At 43.1% G+C, this 17,498-nt stretch carries 24 protein-coding genes; all 24 read right to left on the bottom strand.

Annotation, left to right across the window (positions count from 1 at the left end):
• The 24 genes from NSQ91_RS09140 to NSQ91_RS09025 all read right to left on the bottom strand — a co-directional run bounded on the left by NSQ91_RS09140 (position 1) and on the right by NSQ91_RS09025 (position 17,496).
• Positions 1-624, bottom strand: coding sequence for a hypothetical protein (locus NSQ91_RS09140; RefSeq protein WP_076303939.1), 624 nt, complete (start codon positions 622-624; stop codon positions 1-3).
• Positions 614-1,051, bottom strand: a complete 438-nt coding sequence (locus NSQ91_RS09135) for a hypothetical protein (RefSeq protein ID WP_076303938.1) — start codon at positions 1,049-1,051, stop codon at positions 614-616. The genes NSQ91_RS09140 and NSQ91_RS09135 overlap by 11 nt, the downstream gene beginning before the upstream one ends.
• Before the next feature lie 319 nt (positions 1,052-1,370).
• Positions 1,371-1,649 carry a holin gene (locus NSQ91_RS09130; protein WP_076303937.1) on the bottom strand — a complete coding sequence of 93 codons (279 nt, stop codon included), beginning with the start codon at positions 1,647-1,649 and terminating at the stop codon, positions 1,371-1,373.
• A 3-nt stretch (positions 1,650-1,652) separates the two neighbouring features.
• Positions 1,653-2,510 carry a M15 family metallopeptidase gene (locus NSQ91_RS09125; RefSeq protein ID WP_076303936.1) on the bottom strand — a complete coding sequence of 286 codons (858 nt, stop codon included), beginning with the start codon at positions 2,508-2,510 and terminating at the stop codon, positions 1,653-1,655.
• A 2-nt stretch (positions 2,511-2,512) separates the two neighbouring features.
• Positions 2,513-2,911 (bottom strand): hypothetical protein, encoded by a 399-nt coding sequence (locus NSQ91_RS09120; protein WP_076297422.1) that lies wholly within the window; start codon positions 2,909-2,911, stop codon positions 2,513-2,515.
• Positions 2,912-2,989: 78 nt separating this feature from the next.
• Positions 2,990-3,121, bottom strand: coding sequence for an XkdX family protein (locus NSQ91_RS09115; RefSeq protein ID WP_076138696.1), 132 nt, complete (start codon positions 3,119-3,121; stop codon positions 2,990-2,992).
• Positions 3,122-3,607 carry an XkdW family protein gene (locus NSQ91_RS09110; protein ID WP_076303935.1) on the bottom strand — a complete coding sequence of 162 codons (486 nt, stop codon included), beginning with the start codon at positions 3,605-3,607 and terminating at the stop codon, positions 3,122-3,124.
• A 12-nt stretch (positions 3,608-3,619) separates the two neighbouring features.
• Positions 3,620-5,407, bottom strand: coding sequence for a hypothetical protein (locus NSQ91_RS09105; protein ID WP_340917461.1), 1,788 nt, complete (start codon positions 5,405-5,407; stop codon positions 3,620-3,622).
• A gap of 11 nt (positions 5,408-5,418) precedes the next feature.
• The gene (locus NSQ91_RS09100) at positions 5,419-6,027 is read right to left on the bottom strand and encodes a putative phage tail protein (protein WP_076144338.1); all 609 of its coding nucleotides are present in this window, start codon (positions 6,025-6,027) and stop codon (positions 5,419-5,421) included.
• Positions 6,028-6,030: 3 nt separating this feature from the next.
• On the bottom strand, positions 6,031-6,369 hold the full coding sequence (locus tag NSQ91_RS09095) for a hyaluronate lyase N-terminal domain-containing protein (protein WP_076303933.1): 339 nt from the start codon (positions 6,367-6,369) through the stop codon (positions 6,031-6,033).
• Between the two features lie 11 nt (positions 6,370-6,380).
• On the bottom strand, positions 6,381-7,403 hold the full coding sequence (locus NSQ91_RS09090) for a DUF2793 domain-containing protein (RefSeq protein WP_076303932.1): 1,023 nt from the start codon (positions 7,401-7,403) through the stop codon (positions 6,381-6,383).
• Between the two features lies 1 nt (position 7,404).
• Entirely contained in the window at positions 7,405-7,818 is a 414-nt protein-coding gene (locus tag NSQ91_RS09085) for a phosphoglucomutase (RefSeq protein WP_076303931.1), read from the bottom strand.
• A 1-nt stretch (position 7,819) separates the two neighbouring features.
• Positions 7,820-8,884 (bottom strand): baseplate J/gp47 family protein, encoded by a 1,065-nt coding sequence (locus tag NSQ91_RS09080; protein WP_305953686.1) that lies wholly within the window; start codon positions 8,882-8,884, stop codon positions 7,820-7,822.
• Positions 8,871-9,284 (bottom strand): DUF2634 domain-containing protein, encoded by a 414-nt coding sequence (locus NSQ91_RS09075; RefSeq protein WP_036684205.1) that lies wholly within the window; start codon positions 9,282-9,284, stop codon positions 8,871-8,873. Before NSQ91_RS09075 ends, NSQ91_RS09080 begins: the two co-directional genes overlap by 14 nt.
• Positions 9,281-9,574: a DUF2577 domain-containing protein gene (locus NSQ91_RS09070; protein WP_076303929.1), complete on the bottom strand. Its 294-nt coding sequence runs from the start codon at positions 9,572-9,574 to the stop codon at positions 9,281-9,283. The genes NSQ91_RS09075 and NSQ91_RS09070 overlap by 4 nt, the downstream gene beginning before the upstream one ends.
• A gap of 2 nt (positions 9,575-9,576) precedes the next feature.
• Entirely contained in the window at positions 9,577-10,542 is a 966-nt protein-coding gene (locus NSQ91_RS09065; protein WP_340917451.1) for an XkdQ/YqbQ family protein, read from the bottom strand.
• A gap of 6 nt (positions 10,543-10,548) precedes the next feature.
• Complete coding sequence (locus NSQ91_RS09060) at positions 10,549-11,247, bottom strand: LysM peptidoglycan-binding domain-containing protein (protein ID WP_076303927.1); 699 nt, start codon at positions 11,245-11,247, stop codon at positions 10,549-10,551.
• A 13-nt stretch (positions 11,248-11,260) separates the two neighbouring features.
• On the bottom strand, positions 11,261-13,699 hold the full coding sequence (locus NSQ91_RS09055) for a tape measure protein (RefSeq protein WP_179088149.1): 2,439 nt from the start codon (positions 13,697-13,699) through the stop codon (positions 11,261-11,263).
• A gap of 61 nt (positions 13,700-13,760) precedes the next feature.
• Positions 13,761-14,405, bottom strand: a complete 645-nt coding sequence (locus NSQ91_RS09050) for a hypothetical protein (RefSeq protein ID WP_076303925.1) — start codon at positions 14,403-14,405, stop codon at positions 13,761-13,763.
• Positions 14,406-14,650: 245 nt separating this feature from the next.
• Positions 14,651-15,073, bottom strand: a complete 423-nt coding sequence (locus tag NSQ91_RS09045) for a phage tail assembly chaperone (protein ID WP_036684221.1) — start codon at positions 15,071-15,073, stop codon at positions 14,651-14,653.
• A gap of 26 nt (positions 15,074-15,099) precedes the next feature.
• Positions 15,100-15,561: a phage tail tube protein gene (locus tag NSQ91_RS09040; protein WP_076104535.1), complete on the bottom strand. Its 462-nt coding sequence runs from the start codon at positions 15,559-15,561 to the stop codon at positions 15,100-15,102.
• Between the two features lies 1 nt (position 15,562).
• Entirely contained in the window at positions 15,563-16,879 is a 1,317-nt protein-coding gene (locus NSQ91_RS09035; protein ID WP_076303923.1) for a phage tail sheath family protein, read from the bottom strand.
• A 3-nt stretch (positions 16,880-16,882) separates the two neighbouring features.
• Entirely contained in the window at positions 16,883-17,077 is a 195-nt protein-coding gene (locus NSQ91_RS09030) for a hypothetical protein (protein ID WP_076303922.1), read from the bottom strand.
• Positions 17,074-17,496: a phage tail terminator family protein gene (locus tag NSQ91_RS09025; RefSeq protein ID WP_076303921.1), complete on the bottom strand. Its 423-nt coding sequence runs from the start codon at positions 17,494-17,496 to the stop codon at positions 17,074-17,076. Before NSQ91_RS09025 ends, NSQ91_RS09030 begins: the two co-directional genes overlap by 4 nt.
• Between the last annotated feature and the right edge of the window lie 2 nt (positions 17,497-17,498).

Raw genomic sequence — 17,498 nt, 5'->3', positions numbered from 1 at the left:
TTACCTCCTCGAAAAGCGTCTCAAGTACATGAACCCGGTTAAAGAGATTGAAAGTATGGTTCCGGGAATAGTGGCATTCCATGTAATTGAAGGAACTACCAACGTCATGAAAATAAGAAGCAAACTCAAAATACTTCCTGCATAGATACCTTGTTTCTCAACAATTTCACGGTTCTCAATTATCTTTTGCAGCATTTGTTCCGCCCTCCCTATATCTTCGGACCCCTCTACAATATATGCCGCATCTTTATCTATAGTCAAAAAATCTTTCCCGTCTGTACTACCAGTGTAGATAAAATTCATAAAAATATCTAGATCGTTTTTCCTATTTCTGGAAACCCAAGAAGAATTATTTGATCCATTTGTAAAGGTTGGAGCCAAGGATGAGCTTGATATTGATGAGGCATTAGTCCCATTCTGCACATTATTACTACCACTAAAGAAAACCATAGTACATATTGCTCCAGTTACTAAGGTTTTAGCGATAGGAAAACTTACGAGAGGTGAACTATTCAAAGGAGCTACTTTCACATGTTCTTCGTTAATGCTAAAATCAAAATGTCCCTGAATAACATCTTCGTTGAACTGAACCAGCTCATAATCAGGTTCTTTTTTATATTCCACGACTTTCAGCACCCTTTACATAAACGGGGTGGGTTCCCAGAAGAACGCCGTCAAAATATGTATTTGATTCATATTCACCCTCTGAATGAAATACAACATTTCTAAAATCCATGTTAAACAAAAAACCCCTGTGATCTACCGGTAACGCACCATTTTCATCTAACTCTAAGTTAGCTGGTAATGGCATTACACCTGTATCAATAAGTAATTCTTCGCCCCCTATCTTACCAAATGTGAATCTAATAGTGTGTGTCTCCGAATGGCCGACGCCAACAATCCCGACAGTAACTGCAAATGAAAACAAACTCGGGATAAAGACCGGTCTAAATACTAACATCGGATTTTGTATACTAACTAAACGATTACCATTTGGTGCTGTTTCATTGTTGACACTGTCGCTGTAGACAAAAGTTGAAATTCTAGGCACTATCATATCCTCCAATACATATTCCAATTTTCTATGAGATAGGAATAATATCTCAAAAAATTGGTCTTGATACAATAGATTTTAAAAATAAATTTCGAACCTCTCGGTTAACATTACACTCTCTTTCATGGTATGAAGCAGTTTTAATGTAGTTATTAGGGATGATTTTAGGCTGTTTTAGGGATGCCCTCCAAATCCAGTGGGCAAAAAGTGACCCCACCAACGTCTAGTAGGGTCAAGGTCTATATTATAAGGGGGTTATGTGATTACTATAATCCTCTTAGCTTAAAGCAGTATGAAGCTTGGCTCAAATTTTACTTTATTCTTTTGTAGTCCCATCCCTCTTACTAAACGCTAGTTCAAACAATCCCGTTGCCGATAGTCCAGCTAGACCACCTGCCCATAATCGAAGCACTAAGCCTAACTCTGTAAACGGATAAGCAGCTGCGCCGATCAACAGGCCGATGACTAATCCAATCAAGGGCAATATATTTTTAGGCACGTTAAACAAAGTCTTTACAAACTGCACTCCTGCCAACACAAAAACGGCGATCACCGAAGCGAACGCCAGTACATCCGTTAAGTTTTGATTGTCCATACTTTACTTGTCCCCCTTTTGTTGTGCTGCCAGCCCAAGCCGATACAGAATTGTAATTATCCGCGCTTCCGAATATGTTGCTGATCCCGGTGTATCAATAACTGGCTTGCCATTGAGGACGGACGGCGTACATGCAAAAGCCTCTAAAGCCTCCTTGGACCATACAGGAGGGTTGGTATTTGTCAATTCCAACAGTATAGTGCTCAGTTCCTTAATCTCCGCCGCCTGCTTAAGAGACTGTTCTTTAAGAACATCTTTGCTATTGGTCAAGCCTGTTACGACTTTCGATAGTTCCTTCACTTGTTCTTCAAGTTCTGCAATTCTACTCATATCTTCTTCTGCCTCCCCTTTTAGTCGATCTATAATAGCCGTCGCTTTTGCCATAGCGATCTCTGACGGCTTAGCACCCGCACGTAGTTGTGAGGTTGTCATTCCAAAAGTGATTTGAAAATGTGGTGCATCCTTAATCGAGACAAAATCACCACCCCATTCAAAACCAAGAGCTTTAGCCTCCTGAACTACCTCCGTCCAATCATCTACCTTGTCACCATCACCGTCACGTTTTAAATCCCATGATACCTGTTTCCCATCTGATAGTAACAACGCGAAGTCGATAGCTAGTCCAAAGTTATGATAACTGGACCCACCCTTGGCGTTGGTCACGATGTTTCCAGGCTTAGTGCGCCCCTGTGCATATAAAGCGTCTTGTTCGGCAATTGTACGTAACCCTTGAGTTATCAAGATAGGCACTCCCCGAGCGTAACAGCGTTCAATTAATGCTGTTGCAGCAGCCAATACTACCGGATGCAACCCAATCAATCTCGTAGATGATTTACTCTTTACTTGATCTAGTGTAAGCATTTTTACCTCCCTAAAAATTGGTTAGCCACAATCACGCCAATGGTAATACCAATGATGTACTTAACAAAATCAAGCCACATTTTACGCTCTGATCCACTATCCTTATTAGCTTGCTGCAATAGCATGAATATCTTATTTTCAAGAGAATCAAATTTCCCCATGATCTCACCAAACTTAACTTCCATTTTTATTGTGGATTTCTCCATTTGTAAAATGCTCTCTTCGTGTCTCAGACCGGCTGCTTCAAGTAAGTTCATTTTTGCATTAGTATTGGCTAGGTCTGCGGATATTCGTGCAAATTCACTGGAAAGACCGAGTAAGCCCTTTTCCACATCTTCCAATCGGTGCATCGGCATTACATCACCGCCCCCTCCTCCTTGGTTGGCTCCCCCAATTGACATAAAACAACTCCCCTCTCTATCTATTGATCAATATAAATAGCCCCCAGATCAGATCCGAGGGCAAAATAAAAACGCCTGCTATTCGGCGTTGGTTGTAATCTCTGTAGCTTGTTCGGCAGTGATTTTTTTTGCTGTGACAAATACCTGTACCTGCTCTCCCGTATACAACCCTGCGTCAAAGTATCGCTTAACCAGTGCGTACCAGTTCATTTATAGCACACCTCCTTCCACGAGGCTCAGGAGTAAGGCTGCCTGATCTTGTTCTGCTTGATCTTGCCTAGCCTGCGTCTGCACTAGCTCCAGTAATAAAGCTGCGTTATCAGCGCGTAGTTGCTCAGTTTCCGTCAATTCGGGCGGTTTATTAGCCTCGGCTTCCAGATATGCCGCCCATGCGGCCTGTAACTCTTCCTCTGTTGGCTGCGGCTCGTCCAGATTCCAGACGGCGATATACGGCCCACGCTCTACAAGGTCGTAATCCTCGCCCTCGGTAAGCAGATTATAGTCGATGCCGTAACAGTAGTGTATTCCCTCAACGGGCTGCTCTCCTTTTTCTGGCGGCTTGATCTCGTAGAGAACACGTCCCTTTTCTTCTGCCCCAGGACGTAATACAGGTTCTGGACCGTTGTTTTGAATAACAAAATCTCGTAAAGGTATCGTCTCTGGATAAATGAAAATAATAGCATCTGCAATATTCATTATGTCGCCTCCTTATGCTATCTGTGTAACTGTGAAGTGGGTATGTGTTGAGCCAGCATAAGTTGTTACTGCTATACTGGGGTAACAGAACAGTTCTACGAAGGCGCCGGCTGGTAAGTATAAGCAGGCCGCGCCCTGAGTTGCTGTACCTGGACCGGCAACACCACTAGGAGAAAATGATCCGATATCCAATTCCCTATTCCCATTAACAAAAACACTCAGACTTATAGCATTCCCCGGAGCGATTGGACCAAGACTAACAGAACCAGAAACCAAATACCAACCGGTTTTTTTCGCTGTGAATCTATTTAAAGTTGTATTAAATTCATTTGAAAAATCTTGATGCATTACATTAAACGGCAACTTTGAGAAAGCATTCGGTGCAATAGTTGCTGCACTACCCATAGAGGCCCTCATAACACTTCGAGCATACATTGTATTATCTCCCCATGGGTTAATAACGCCAATGCTGTCAGTAACAATCCCACCTTCATTTGTTTCCATTTTAATAGACGAGCCGATAAAGGAACCACTTATCTGAAGCCTACCGCCATATGCGGCTCTATGTCCTACCCTGTTAGCTGATCCGGTACAGTCCTGCACAAGAACCTCGCTATTAACATAGGCAGTTATAGCTGTATCTGTTTTACCAACTATTATGCAGTTGACTACATACGCCTTTGCATGGTCAATCCAGAAAGCACTTTGGGCAGTGGACACATCCGTCCTACAATACTGAAATAGCACTTCATTTGCGTTATAGGCAACAAAAGCTTTATTAGTTGTTACCGTACTATTTATGCCTATCACAGTGACGCGACATGAGCATCTAGTTACAATTGCACTTCCAGTTATTGTGTGGGTAGTTGCAGCAGAAGCTGCTCCTGAGATTGCTACTGTGCCCTGACCACAAAATCCGGCAACGTATATATCTCCAGTGTATGTCCCCGCAGTTACCATGATAGTGACTGTGTGGTTAACAACTGTAGGTATCATACTAATAGCTTTAGCAATTGTTTTAAATGCAGTCCCTGGAGATAGTCCTGTGGCAGAATCATTACCTACTGTACTTACGTAGTAGGTAATATCTGCTGTTGTTTGTTGCGGTGTGGTAACTAAAGAAGCTTTGTTATTTAGTTGCGTTTGAATGTCGGAAGTTACACCTGATAGATAACCAAGCTTCGTATTATCTACCAGACCGGCACCAATTTTCTTCATATTAATATACGCTTCTGAAGAGATATCACTATCCATGATTGAATCCGCGGAGTTTATCTTACTAAAAGCAATTGCAGCATTGGCGTTTACGTCCGCATTCACAATTACTCCAGCAGTTATTGCCGCTGAACTCGTACCAGCTGCCATTGTAATATCACCGGAGATCGCCGGGAGTCTTGCTGCTGGGAGTGTGCCGCTGTTAAGGTCTGCGGCTGAACGTGTGGGCAGATCCGCCAGGGATGCACCTGTTTTATTGAGTTTGCTCCACGCAATGGCAGCGGAGGCACTTACATCAGCATCCACGATCACGCCTGGAGCAATAGCTGTTACTCCATCTCCGTTACTGGTTACATCCCCCGTATGATTAGGATGTGCGTAGTTATTTGCTCCTGTTGCGATACCCGCCAGCTTTGTTTTCTCGGCTGCTGTGTAATCATTGGTGGATAACTGTTTACCTGTGACCTTATCAACCTTGTTATTAACAGTCGTATCTAAGATATCCATATTTCCGTTCAAATCGGCAATATCAACGATATCTGTCCCCTCGGGCTTCTTTAAGCCCAAATTCCCTGTGGTTTGCATGTGTCACTCTCCTATCCAAAAGTTCTTAAGTCGTTCCACGTTCCAGCGTTGGCATTATTCCAAGTTATAGCTTTAAGCGAATCCCAATATGTGTACGTATAAGCAAACTCATAGGCCAAGTGTGCTGGCTTGATTTCATCCAGTATCTGAATTAGCCCAGCCATATTCGGTGGAATGCCTAGAATGCCTATGAATCGGACGATAAATCGATATTCCCCTGGAACTTCTTCTACCGATACTTCCCCACCAGCAAAAGCCGATGCTGTTCGTTGAATCATTTCAGGTGTCGTTGTGCCTGTTCCTCGTCTTTTAGCTTTGACCATTTCACGTCTATTGACATAAGACTTTGATGGATCCGAGCTTAATCCAAGTTCAGCCTCCCAACGCGCAAGGCTCCATGTTGCAGTTTCAACATATGCCTGATCTAGCACCTCTTGAACCCTCGTAGTTAAGCCATATATTTCAATGCCTAATGATTGCTGCAGTTCTTCTATTTCTTGAACACCCTTGTAATATGTCGGTAGGTATTTCATAAGATCAACCGTATTTACATCGTCAATATCCTCTAATTCATTAGCCGTGAAAAGAAGAGTGCTATATAAAGATTCTCCATAGCTCAAACATCACACCCCCTTTAATTGGTTCCATGTTACGGGACCCTTACTCATATATTCGGAGTGCGTATGTGTTGATGGTGGATACGTTGCTGGTTTCCCAGCTACACCGGACCAAGGGACTGTATCAGCGTTGGCTGCATAATCCACTTTTCCGTCATTGTTCGTATCATAAATACTTTTAAGCATATCCCCTGCGCTTTGAGCAGCCACCAACAACACATTGCCATTTGTTGTACCAATGTAGAGTTTGCTTGTATCGGTACAATAGCCAAGTTCACCGATAGCTAGTGTTCCGATGGCACTTTCCAAACCTCGTCGGATCTGGATCATTACTTTTCTAGCCATTGCCTCGCCTCCTAGAACGTACCGCCATCGATCGTAGCCACCGTAAGTTTATTGCCATTAGCTGAATCGTAGACGATGCTGGAACTATCAATATTAGCCTCAATCCCTGTCGCATTCACAACAATACCTTTGCCTGCCTTGGCTGCAACGGTTGTAGAATCTACAACAACCCCGTTCCCGGCTCCAACCGTCAATGTAACGGAATCTGATTGACCACCGCCAGTTAGTCCGTTGCCCGCTGTGATCGTCTGTAGGGCTCCACCAGTCCTAACCCATGCCGTTCCATTCCAGCTGTAAATTTTTTGTTCGTCATCCACATAAGCAGTCCATCCTACAGCAGGGGTATAGTAAGCCCAGGCTCCAGACTGATACTCTGCTATCTGGTTTGTCTTACCTGCCCATGCCCCTGTCGCTGATGCTGGAATAATATAACGGTCGGCTTCTGCTGGGCTTGCCGGTGGGGCTAATAAATGTTGGTCTTTTACAGATGCTTGTGGTTCGATATTATGTTTTGCTAATTCGATTTCATTTTTGATTTTTTGTGCGGACCAGATGTCGGTAATGGCTGTACCTGAATCATTAATGACTCGGTGTTTAGCTATATCATCAATATGGCTTTTAATCTCAGCTGCAGTTTTAGTATTCGTGCCATCTGACACCTTATTGATATGTCCTGCACTAACATCCGCCTTTAATATCTTTGCATAAGTAGCACCATCCGCTATATTGTCAAGCGACCCTGTTAAATCACTGAGCGCTTGGGCGTTCACTCGCCTCCAAGCTGCCCCATCATCAAAATAAAGATATCCACTATTTGCCCCACTCGTTTCGTAAAACAAACGTCCAACAGATGCGGCCACCGGACGCGAAGCCTCAGCACCTGATAAAGCTCTACCAACCATTGAGTTCGTTGTACCGTCTCCGATATATATTTCTTTTGTGTCTGTACAAAAGCCCATTTCGCCAATGAGTAATGCACCATACGTGCTAAGTTGAGCTTTAGTACCACGTTTTATTTGTATCGTCTGTGCCATCTTATACCCCTCTCGTAAATGAACCACCGTCTATAAGTCCACTCGATTTATACCGCTCTACCTCTGTTTGTGTGGCTGTTACAGACTTTTGTAGCACATTAATATCGTCAGCCTCTACCGTGTCCCCTGGTGTTTCATAGGTTACGTAAACTTCAGCAGCTCCACTAAATATCTTAATTAACCTGCGCCATGGTGTATCACTCGGAATGGTTAACGTCCAGTTTGTCAATTTATCACCCGTCAATTTATTACCACTATAGACTTGGACAGTAGCGTTATTGATATTATCGTGATTCAGTAACCCCTCATAAACGCCTGCTACAAGTGTTATCCGTTCCTCAATGACATAATTGTTTCCCGTTGGGTTTTTATTCAACTTCTCCTGAAATACATCAACTTTACTCGGGTAGGCCATGTTACACCCCCAATTCCACAATACCGATCAATGGCACCTCTTCTTCCGCAAGAACAATGTTCCCAGCAGCTCCATTAAGTAGCAACCCAAGATAATCAATAACACCGTCAGTCCCTAAAAGGATTGATCCAATTACGGCCTGACTTACATAAGTAGATACAAAAGACGCTGACTTATGCCAAGTCTCCAATCGCTCCAAAAAGGAATTCTTTACACCCTGCAAGCTATAACCAGGCGCTAAAGTTACCTTAGCTGATATATTGATCGTCTTACCGATTGCTGAAGTAACTGTGGCTACTGCCCCAATAGGTGCTTGTCCTTCACCTTTCCCAGCAGCTGGATCAATATAGTCTTGTACTTGATTCACAAGAACGCTTGAGGCTGGGGCACCTTCTGTATTTACAATCACAACTTTTACGGTCTTCGGACCTGACCATAATGGGAATACACGAGCGCCGCCCACTCCGGAAACTTCAAGAGCCCATTCAATATAATGATATTTATTCCCGCTGGTTGCTGGCCGTCTGGCAGAATCGAGGTACCGCTGCCGTAATGCATCATCTGTCTCTCTATCAGACCCAGGGATAAGTAACTCCGTCAATTCAGCCCTTGCTAGATTATTAATAAAATCGATAGGAATTAAGGCTCCGAAGTGCTGATTACCCGTAACTCCTTCAACCTCTGCCTCAAGGCGATACTCCCCTAATGAGAGTCGAGAGATTACTTTATAGTTGATTGCACCAATAGCGAAGCGACTACCAACTGGAATATCCATTAAGGTGTTAGAAGCATTATAAAAAAGCCCTCTTAATTGGGCTTTTGTTGCCTTCTTGCGGGTAACACCAGACCACGCAATCGATCGATCCAGATAATCACCACTAGCTGCATCAGCAAATATTAAATTTGCGTTGATATCCAACTCGACATACATCTGAGCTAATTCCATTGCTGCTGGAGCCATAGCATCATAAATAATGCTACCTTCTCGCTTGTCCAGCCCATCTGGTACCCGGTCTAACATCCGTTCTAAGATCGTTTCAAACGTTTGATTTTCATACACCGCCATTCACCTCCAATCGGTCTGTATAGTTTCCATAATCACTCTCTACGTCAAACAAGACGAGTACCGCATCGCCATCATAGTTAAATCTAAAGTTGGTTACGGAAACGATACGATCATCCTGAAGTAATGCTTCCCTAGTCCAGCGTTCCACTTCGGTTTCAAACACCGCCCGACCCCGCACCGCTCCAACATCTGCCTCACTACCGTAATTGTCACTGTAAATCAGGTTTTCAAATCGGATTGTCGAGAGTATTTTTATAACTGCCTGTTTTACGGCATCCAATCCATCCACTACCACGGATCCTATACGTCCATTTACAAGGTCTAATTTATAAGTAAGACTTGGTTGGGGTGTATCCTCCATATCCTCATTCAGCAGCACGTTATCGCTCTGTGGTATCAAACACTCACCACCCTATCCATGATTACGTAGCGTTGACCGCCCTGCATGCGGATAAGTAAAAGTTTATCTCCAGTAGCTAACGGCTTACGAATTAAGTATTCTTGGATTCCTATTGTTATTTTCTGTTCAGATAAGGTTTCCGGAACAATTAAAAAATCCTCCGTAAGTGAAAGCCGATTATCGACCAACACTACAAGAGGATTAATTTTTTCTACAATTCCTAGCTGTACCAGAACTGGACCAGCAGCATTCACCGCTTCAGTGGCAGCGCGTTTTATCGCATCTATCATGATCACACCAACCTTAGCTCTAAGTCCATGGTATGCACTCCGCCTTCTTTCTTATGAGTACATTCATCGACTAGGAAGAATTTATTTATGTTCATTACGTTGATATATAAATTAACGTAGCATCCTGCACGCATCCGGTAATCTCCAAGGGCCTCTATACTAAGCGTCCGCTTCTCTCGATTTTTCATAAACAGTTGCTGAGTTAGTTGCTCAGTAATTTGAGCCTGATTCAGATTCTCATCTACTGACTCGTAGAGTTGTAGCATTCCCCACTTAGCAATGCTGGCGCTATCCTTGGTAACGTAAGTTTCCCGCTTACCAGTCTCCTTGTTGTCTCTGTACAATACAATTTGATTATATGTCTCATCGTCAATGTTGCGGCTGTAAGAATAATCCGTCATGAGTGAATCATCACCCACCACAAAAGGAAAGCGCATATTTGAAGCATTACGTATCGTCAAGCTCCCAAAATCGTCAAAGAATACGAAGTTGGTCCCGTAGTTAATCAGAGTCTCATCTAACGCCATGCAGATCATATCGATAAACGTTTTATCGTCGCGGATCTGGGAAGGAATAATGTATTTTGTATCTTCCAGCGTTCCGGTCTTGAGCTGCATGTCTTGAGCGATCTTTTGAACTACCTGGGTTGCTGTCTGTTTCGTAAATACATAAGTTCCGCTATTCATCAGATACCGGATCTGATCATAAGCAAGGATGCTTATTTCTTCCGTCTTACCAGTTTCTATACTGAAAATATATCCATAGAAAACCTTATGTCCCTCATCTGTGTACCTAACCACATCGCCATTATTCAGTTGGAATTTTTTATCTTGCCATGGGCCATGGTCTACAAGGGTGAATTCCAAGGATGCCGCCTTACCTATACGGATCGTCTTCCAAGATATATCAGTAACGATGCTGGAAACATCCCAGACGGCGCCATTTTTATTATCGATCAATAATTCCATGTATCATCACCCCGGTAGCTTCAGAACAGAGCCGATTTTGAGTGTCTTCAGCTGCGCATCTGTTAAGCCGTTTAACTTCTGAATTTCTTTCCACCGGCTACCGTCACCGAGTTCTCTTTTAGCTATCTTCATCAGGGTGTCCCCGGATTTGATGGTAACCGTTTTAGACTTGGTACGTTCATCTGCGCGTTTCGCTGGCTCTTTCTTAGTGGTGGTGGTGGTTGTACCAGCTGGTGTTGTATTTGTCTTCAACGTCACCTTTTTAGCGGCGTAAAATACATACTCCTTCAGGCTGATTTCATATTCAAAATCGCCCGGGTTCCCGGCAACCTCTTTATAATTAAATTCTTCGATACTGGCAGCAATATTTATTTTGAGACCCGTTGACGTAAAAATAAACCGGATCGGCTTGCGCTTGTTCATCCAGGTTTCAATTAATTGGATGTAGTCCGCAGGTTGCCCCCAGTTTTTTGATGATACATAGCTTGGTACAGTACCACCGACTGCGATAGCCGGAAAAAAACTACTAAAGCTAATCTCTTTCAGCTTAGCGGCCTTGATTACATTAATTTCACCAAGATCCGTTATATCATAAGTCTCTCCGTCACCTTCCCCGCCGATCTCTATTTCTTCCGGAAGGACGGGGATTTCAAACCATATTGCGCGGTTGTTAAAACTCAGTTCGATGCTGTAGTCATTAGCCACGCTATCGCCTCCTTTAGCTATAGAGACCCTTTGCAGTACTAGCTATATCTTCGTTAAGTTTAGTTTCAATCTTCTTAACAATGGAATCGACATTAGCCTCATTGGTTACTGGTCCTGTCTTGACCTGGATAGTCGGTGTCAATGTCACAAAGTTTTGAATGTTCTTCATTTCCGCGACATCGCGCATAATCTTCAGGTCTTCTTTAGAGATATCAATAGGCTTCTCTACTTTGCCGACCTTATCGACTTTTTTTAACTTATCAGTTTTTGGAGCTGCAGCAGCTGCGGCACCACCGCCAGCAGAAAACCCCATTCCAGCCACCTTATCATCTTTTCCTGATTTTGCATTTTTAGCGTTCTCAGCAGCTGCTTCAGATTCACGTTTCGTTGCACGCTCATCTAACATTTTTTGGACTTTAGCCTCACGTTCTTTAGCCTTTGTTGCTGCACTATTCTCCATTGCAGCTAAGTTTGCTGCCCTCTGTTGCTTCGCAGCTTCTTCTTCTGCTGCTTTTCCAGCAGCTAATTCTATGTGACTAATAGTCTCAAGTTCAACAAATGGCAGTTTGTTCAATGTATTAATCAAATCATTAATGCGATCTATTGCACCATTTGCTAAATCCTCCATGAAAATTAGTGACTTTGTTTTCGCCCATCCGAACGCATCGGCTATTGCATACCCTACGCTTGTGAATTTAATTGCAACTTGATCAATAAAGTTTAATATTCCGTACCAAACCCTAAGGAACCCCGCTGCAAACGCATCATTCGTATTCCATAGTTTTATTAACCACATAATCAAACCTGCCAGAAGAGTTGCCACTAAAATAAATATATTGGCTTTCATGGCTGCGTTTAGTCCTCGCCAAGCAAGAGCCAAACCACCTGTAGCAGCTGTTTGAAGAAACACTGCCGCTGTCATTATTCCTGTTCCAAGTGAAGCAAAAATAGAGGCAGAACCAACAGCCATAGATGCGAGTTTCCACGCCGTTAAAGCCGCTGCAATCCCCCAAACGATTGGCTCAATAGTTGTCCAATTCGTAGTAATATAGCTATAAACCTGTGCAGCAGCATCGCCTAACGAGACAACAATATCGACAGTTGTGGTAATGCCTTCGCTTAAACCACTCAAGAATTGTTCTCCGTCACTCGTACTTAACCATGCAGTTAGATCCTGTAGCATCTTAGTAATCCTACTAAGAGGACCTTCTGCCCCATTGATTGTTCCAATCCACTCAGCTACTTTATTCTTCATAATTGTCATTGCCGAACCAAAAGTCATAGGCATTTGACTAAACATCTTATCGATTTTTCCGCTTTGCTTTTCAAAAGCTTTAACAATCATCGCAGATGTTAGTTTACCATCAGCTCCCATTGCTTTAAGTTCCCCGCGTGCTACACCTAGCCCCTCCGCTAATAAGCTCATCACCGCTGGAGCATTTTCACTAAGGGACCTCAATTCATCCCCTTGTAAAACCCCACTCCCGAGCGCTTGCCCCATTTGCAATATAGAGGCAGTCGTTTCTTGGGCTCCTGCACCTGAGATTACCAAAGCTTTGTTGAAGCTCTTCGTGAATTTAATAATATCGTCATCTGTTTTAAAAATACCCTGAGTACTCATAGCGAGTTTAGTGACCATATCCGCTGTAGCTTGGTAGTTTGCCCGAGTATCATTCGCCGCGTCCATTACCTGGCGTTGTAACTCTAGTTGTGTTCGAAGTCCATCATTAACCATTGCTAATCTAGCGTTAGTCAACGCCACATCATCTGATGTTTCCAAAAGTTTTTTAGCTGCAGCAATAGATAGATAAGCTGCGACTACATTTTTGAGGCTACTTAACCAATTAGATGTGTTTTTCGTTGCATTATTAATTTGTCCGTTAACCCTAGATTGTAGGTCGGCAATTTGCCGTTCTAACCTAGCGATACGTTCTAGAGCTCTTTGCAATTCACCTGCGTCTGCACTGCGTGTTCTTAATTGTCGTGTTGATCTAATGAGTTGAGACACCAAGCGTTGGAGATTTGTAAACATAGCCTCCAAAGACCGAGGTAGCTCAATTCGAATCTGCGCAACGACACTACTTAATTCAGATTCAATCTGTCTTTTTATAATTGCAATTTGCGAGGAAATATCAGCGGTATTGATTTTTATTTTAATTAACGATTCTTCACCACCTAACCGCTGCCTGATTACTGCTAATTGCTGTAATATTTCTGTAGTGTTAATGTTTATTCGTATCAGGCTACCTGTTCCTAGAGCTGCAATCTGCTGTTTTATCATATCTAAATTACTGATCACATCAAAAGCGCTGATTCTTAATACCATTGGATTCTGCATTTGAGATTGCAACCGTGCCATTAACTGGATAGTCGCTGCTAATGAAGCGTTAACCTGATTCAAGCGCTGACTAAAGACATCATTCAATGCAAGACTCGCTGCAATGCTTGGCAATATGGCTTCCTCCTTTCTAAACAACATAAAAAAGCACTCCATCTTGGAGTGCTTCGGAATATTAGAGTTGAACTGAATGTATAGGATTGTTAACTATCATAGGTTTAAGTTTACTAACTATCTTCTGTGAAGCAAATGATGTAGTTCCTTCATCAAACATTAGTGCGGCAACTTCACCAGCTGTATTTGTGTAGTTTATTATCAGATAATAGGTGCTTGTTCGTTTTTCCTTACTCTTAGCCCTCGATCCAACGACAAGGCCAATCGGTCCAAATAACAATCCGCCTGCAATCCCTTTAGCTGCACTACTGTGAACGATATTCGCTATTTCCGTATCAGTTTTAACCTCGGCTGCACGAATTTGAGAATTAGTAATATTAAATTCAGTGCCCCCTCCTATAATAGAGATACCATCACGAGTAACCGCTACCTTACATTGTGTCTTTTCGCTTATTGGAAGTCCCTCGACATGATGCAATAATGCTGTAGCTTTGATTCCGAGTTCTTCATTCTTTTGTTTAATCTCTTCTGCCTGCTTTGACTGAGTTTTAATTACAAACCCAAGAAAGAAACAAATTAAAGTCATTACAATTGCAACGCCTTTTCCATCCGTTTCCGGAACGGCGAAAGTAAGTATTGTAAATATTAGAAATAATACCGATAAAATAAACATAATTCCCGACAAAATGTTGCGGAATGCTTTCATATCTCCACTCCTAGAGGTAATATTTACTAACAATATACCAAACAGGGAATGAACGGTCTATTACTTTTTGCGTCCTTTAGAACTGGTCTTAGACGCTTGTTTCTTTTCCTTATCCACCCGGAGAGAAATCATCGCATATATAGCGGCTCGTTCCCTCTGTCCCATCGCCATAAGGTCATGCGGTAAAATGTGAAGCTCATGGAGGGCGTAGTAAGCTAAGTTAGCCTCACCGTCACCCTCCTCTATTAGTTTTTTACTTCTTCTATCTGCTCATTGATATCTTGATCAAAACCATTTAGTGTCTGTACCCGTTCGCTGAGGGCTGAGAATTCGCCAGGAAGTAGCATTTTGCGTAACAGAACTTCTGAACCAAGTACTCCATAGGATTTTTGAATTTCTGCATTTTTGAGATCCGGATAAGATACAGAAGCCACCACCATTTTTGCCATGTATTCATTAGCATCCATTTCAGATGTAAATTGTCCGTATTTACCTTTGGTTCGCTTCGTGGCAGCCTTACGAAGTTCTTTATTTTCTTCTTCAGTGATACTACGTAGCTTCCAAGGAATCGCCTTTCCATCTTTATCTTTAAATCTAGGAGAGACCACGAAATCCTCTGTAGTTTCCACCGCTGCGTTTTGTGCGTAGAATGCTGAAAAATCACTCATATTATTAATTCCTCCTGAATTTTATTTTAATTGGCTGGTGGGTTAAATGCTTGACCCATATCAATATCCTCAAAGGTAAAATCGATATCCTCTTCTAGTGCATCAGATTCTGTATCCAGTGATACCATAACTACACTATCAAGGTTCACACCTAGTAGAGTAATTGTTTGAGACCCAATGGTAGATCCCGGATCTTCATTAGTTACCGTAATATCAAAGTTGGTATCTCTACCCGTTTTGATATAATCGATCATCAACTGACGGAACCGACTAGTCATATAGTAGATCGTCATACTACCGGTACCGGACCATCCAGTAGTTTTATGTTGCGTGCCGCGGCGGCCCAACGTCTTCACCTCAGCCTTTTCTTTTTCAACAGAGGCTTCAAGAGTCTTGATGTAGAACATTTCCTCCACCTGACCGTTGATTGTGGCGTAGGCTCGTCCCTCTTGTCCACTGATTGTTTCGCTAGCCTTTAAGAAACCCATTTTATCTCACCTGCACTTTCATATATACTTTTTCGATACTGTCTACTGGCTGGATATTAACTTCGACATATATAGCATCTGAATCATTGCCAGGAGATACAGTGATATCCGTCTGAGCATCAAAATTTTGAATGGCATCAATCCCCTGCAAGCTATCCAAATAGATAACTGCCTCTTTACGAAACAGAGCTCGACCATCAACATTATTTGACACCTTACCGATGTAAAATGATTCAAAGATACGCTTCAGATCATTCGCAATACCATCCAATACTCGGAGCACACGGTTTTTTTGAAGTTGTTTTCCCTTCTTTGGAGTGTAAGAGAGGAACGTATTAATATCCTGTTCTATCACAGCCCGATTAACGGAAGGGGTAAAGACAAATTCTCCGGCTTTCAGAGCTGCTTCAATTTGTGTACTTGTATACCTTGGTGCCACATCTACAGCATCGTCGTATGCCGAATAAGTAAGAGACTCATTCATCTCAGCTGCTGCCGAAGCACCTGCTACCCAAGCAGTAGCCTGGGCTGCTGTAAGTATGGCCCCGTCTGAAAGTACCACGCCATTCTTGACGCTGATTACACCTTCAAAATCGGCTACAGGGTAGTTCTCAAGTGCTGCCTGTATCTTTTTACCCTCTGACTCTCTCAAGCGCCGTACAAAGGCAGCATAGACAGCTTTGAGCGCATTGTCCGTGGATGTCAGTGCCACTGTCTGGAAATCATACAGCTCTAGTGCAGCTAGATATGCAGTATGATCCGCATTAGTAACAGTGCCATTTGCACCACCAATCAAAGGAGCTCCTGCATTTGCTGTTAGTGTGCCGGTCCCGCTCCATACAATCCAGTCATTCGGGATGAGCGCCGCAATATTAGCGACTACCTGTGTGTCCACTACTGCGTTATCCAGCAGTGTTTTTACATCAAACTTGCTACTATCATCAATGTTGGTTTGTACGACAACCTTCAGCGCATTACCTCGAATGCCACCATATCTTGCTGTAGCTACCAAGGTCCCAACTGTGACCGTTGACTTTGTTCCGTCATTGAGTTTGTACAGCAACACTGTCCGAGCTCTTTTAAGCGCCTCACGCACCAACAACAGCTCTGGGGCTGTAATGTCATAGCCAAGCGCTTTGAATGTATCCTCACCAGCTATAATCGGTGTGATGACCTTAGCCGCTCCCCATGGGAGAGTTAGCGCTAAAGAGGTTATTCCCCTGCTGCCAACCGTGCCCAATGCCCCGCCAGACGTTTCCACGTTAACATATACACCGGGTCTTACTTTATTTTGAGTTGTCCATGTTCCACCGGCCATAATCTACTCAGCCTCCTTGTTCTTAAAATCTTCGATGACCTGCTGTGCCTCAGACGCCGTATACAACTTCTCCGGCTCCAGCAGCGCCGACAGGACATCTTTATCCTGGTATGAGTATTTGGTAGAGTTCAAGAACTGCTCCTTTGTATACGAAGCTTCAGGAGCTTCAACACCTGACTTTTCATTTTTAACACTCACTTAATACCGCCTCCTTGCTTCATAGTCTGCATTTTAATATCCGGTGCTTTATCCCGGATCAGGTGAACATTGTACTCAACAAAGAAATGTAGAACTCCATCTACTATTTCATGCCTCATACCTGTTCCCCGGTAGAGCCCATCTTGCCCAGTTACATATTCCAACTCGGAATACAATTGTTCAGATATCAGCTCGCATTCTTCCCGGGGAGCCGCTGATTCCGGTTTCGGGAAGTAATGAATATCAAAGGGATTGAAACGCTGATAGCGCCAGTTAACCCCTCGGACCTGACTACTTTCCAATAACAGCACAAAAAAGCACGGCTGCTGCATGCCCTGCTCCACTGCTTCGTCATAAACCGGATACTCCGGAGTAAATAACGATAGCTTTTTTATGAGTGCGTTTTTTATATCCTGCATAC

The sequence above is a fragment of the Paenibacillus sp. FSL R7-0048 genome (genome assembly GCF_038004505.1).
In the GTDB taxonomy this organism is placed as follows: Bacteria; Bacillota; Bacilli; order Paenibacillales; family Paenibacillaceae; genus Paenibacillus_AQ; species Paenibacillus_AQ odorifer.
This window is presented reverse-complemented; position numbering and strand designations above follow the sequence as displayed.

What these genes read in the sequence shown, in the direction of transcription:
- NSQ91_RS09130 (WP_076303937.1), bottom strand. Translation starts at nt 1,649, where the DNA reads ATGGACAATCAAAACTTAACGGATGTACTGGCGTTCGCTTCGGTGATC.
- NSQ91_RS09125 (WP_076303936.1), bottom strand. Translation starts at nt 2,510, where the DNA reads ATGCTTACACTAGATCAAGTAAAGAGTAAATCATCTACGAGATTGATT.
- NSQ91_RS09120 (WP_076297422.1), bottom strand. Translation starts at nt 2,911, where the DNA reads ATGTCAATTGGGGGAGCCAACCAAGGAGGAGGGGGCGGTGATGTAATG.
- NSQ91_RS09115 (WP_076138696.1), bottom strand. Translation starts at nt 3,121, where the DNA reads ATGAACTGGTACGCACTGGTTAAGCGATACTTTGACGCAGGGTTGTAT.
- NSQ91_RS09110 (WP_076303935.1), bottom strand. Translation starts at nt 3,607, where the DNA reads ATGAATATTGCAGATGCTATTATTTTCATTTATCCAGAGACGATACCT.
- NSQ91_RS09105 (WP_340917461.1), bottom strand. Translation starts at nt 5,407, where the DNA reads ATGCAAACCACAGGGAATTTGGGCTTAAAGAAGCCCGAGGGGACAGAT.
- NSQ91_RS09095 (WP_076303933.1), bottom strand. Translation starts at nt 6,369, where the DNA reads ATGGCTAGAAAAGTAATGATCCAGATCCGACGAGGTTTGGAAAGTGCC.
- NSQ91_RS09090 (WP_076303932.1), bottom strand. Translation starts at nt 7,403, where the DNA reads ATGGCACAGACGATACAAATAAAACGTGGTACTAAAGCTCAACTTAGC.
- NSQ91_RS09085 (WP_076303931.1), bottom strand. Translation starts at nt 7,818, where the DNA reads ATGGCCTACCCGAGTAAAGTTGATGTATTTCAGGAGAAGTTGAATAAA.
- NSQ91_RS09080 (WP_305953686.1), bottom strand. Translation starts at nt 8,884, where the DNA reads ATGGCGGTGTATGAAAATCAAACGTTTGAAACGATCTTAGAACGGATG.
- NSQ91_RS09070 (WP_076303929.1), bottom strand. Translation starts at nt 9,574, where the DNA reads ATGATAGATGCGATAAAACGCGCTGCCACTGAAGCGGTGAATGCTGCT.
- NSQ91_RS09065 (WP_340917451.1), bottom strand. Translation starts at nt 10,542, where the DNA reads ATGGAATTATTGATCGATAATAAAAATGGCGCCGTCTGGGATGTTTCC.
- NSQ91_RS09050 (WP_076303925.1), bottom strand. Translation starts at nt 14,405, where the DNA reads ATGAAAGCATTCCGCAACATTTTGTCGGGAATTATGTTTATTTTATCG.
- NSQ91_RS09045 (WP_036684221.1), bottom strand. Translation starts at nt 15,073, where the DNA reads ATGAGTGATTTTTCAGCATTCTACGCACAAAACGCAGCGGTGGAAACT.
- NSQ91_RS09040 (WP_076104535.1), bottom strand. Translation starts at nt 15,561, where the DNA reads ATGGGTTTCTTAAAGGCTAGCGAAACAATCAGTGGACAAGAGGGACGA.
- NSQ91_RS09035 (WP_076303923.1), bottom strand. Translation starts at nt 16,879, where the DNA reads ATGGCCGGTGGAACATGGACAACTCAAAATAAAGTAAGACCCGGTGTA.
- NSQ91_RS09025 (WP_076303921.1), bottom strand. Translation starts at nt 17,496, where the DNA reads ATGCAGGATATAAAAAACGCACTCATAAAAAAGCTATCGTTATTTACT.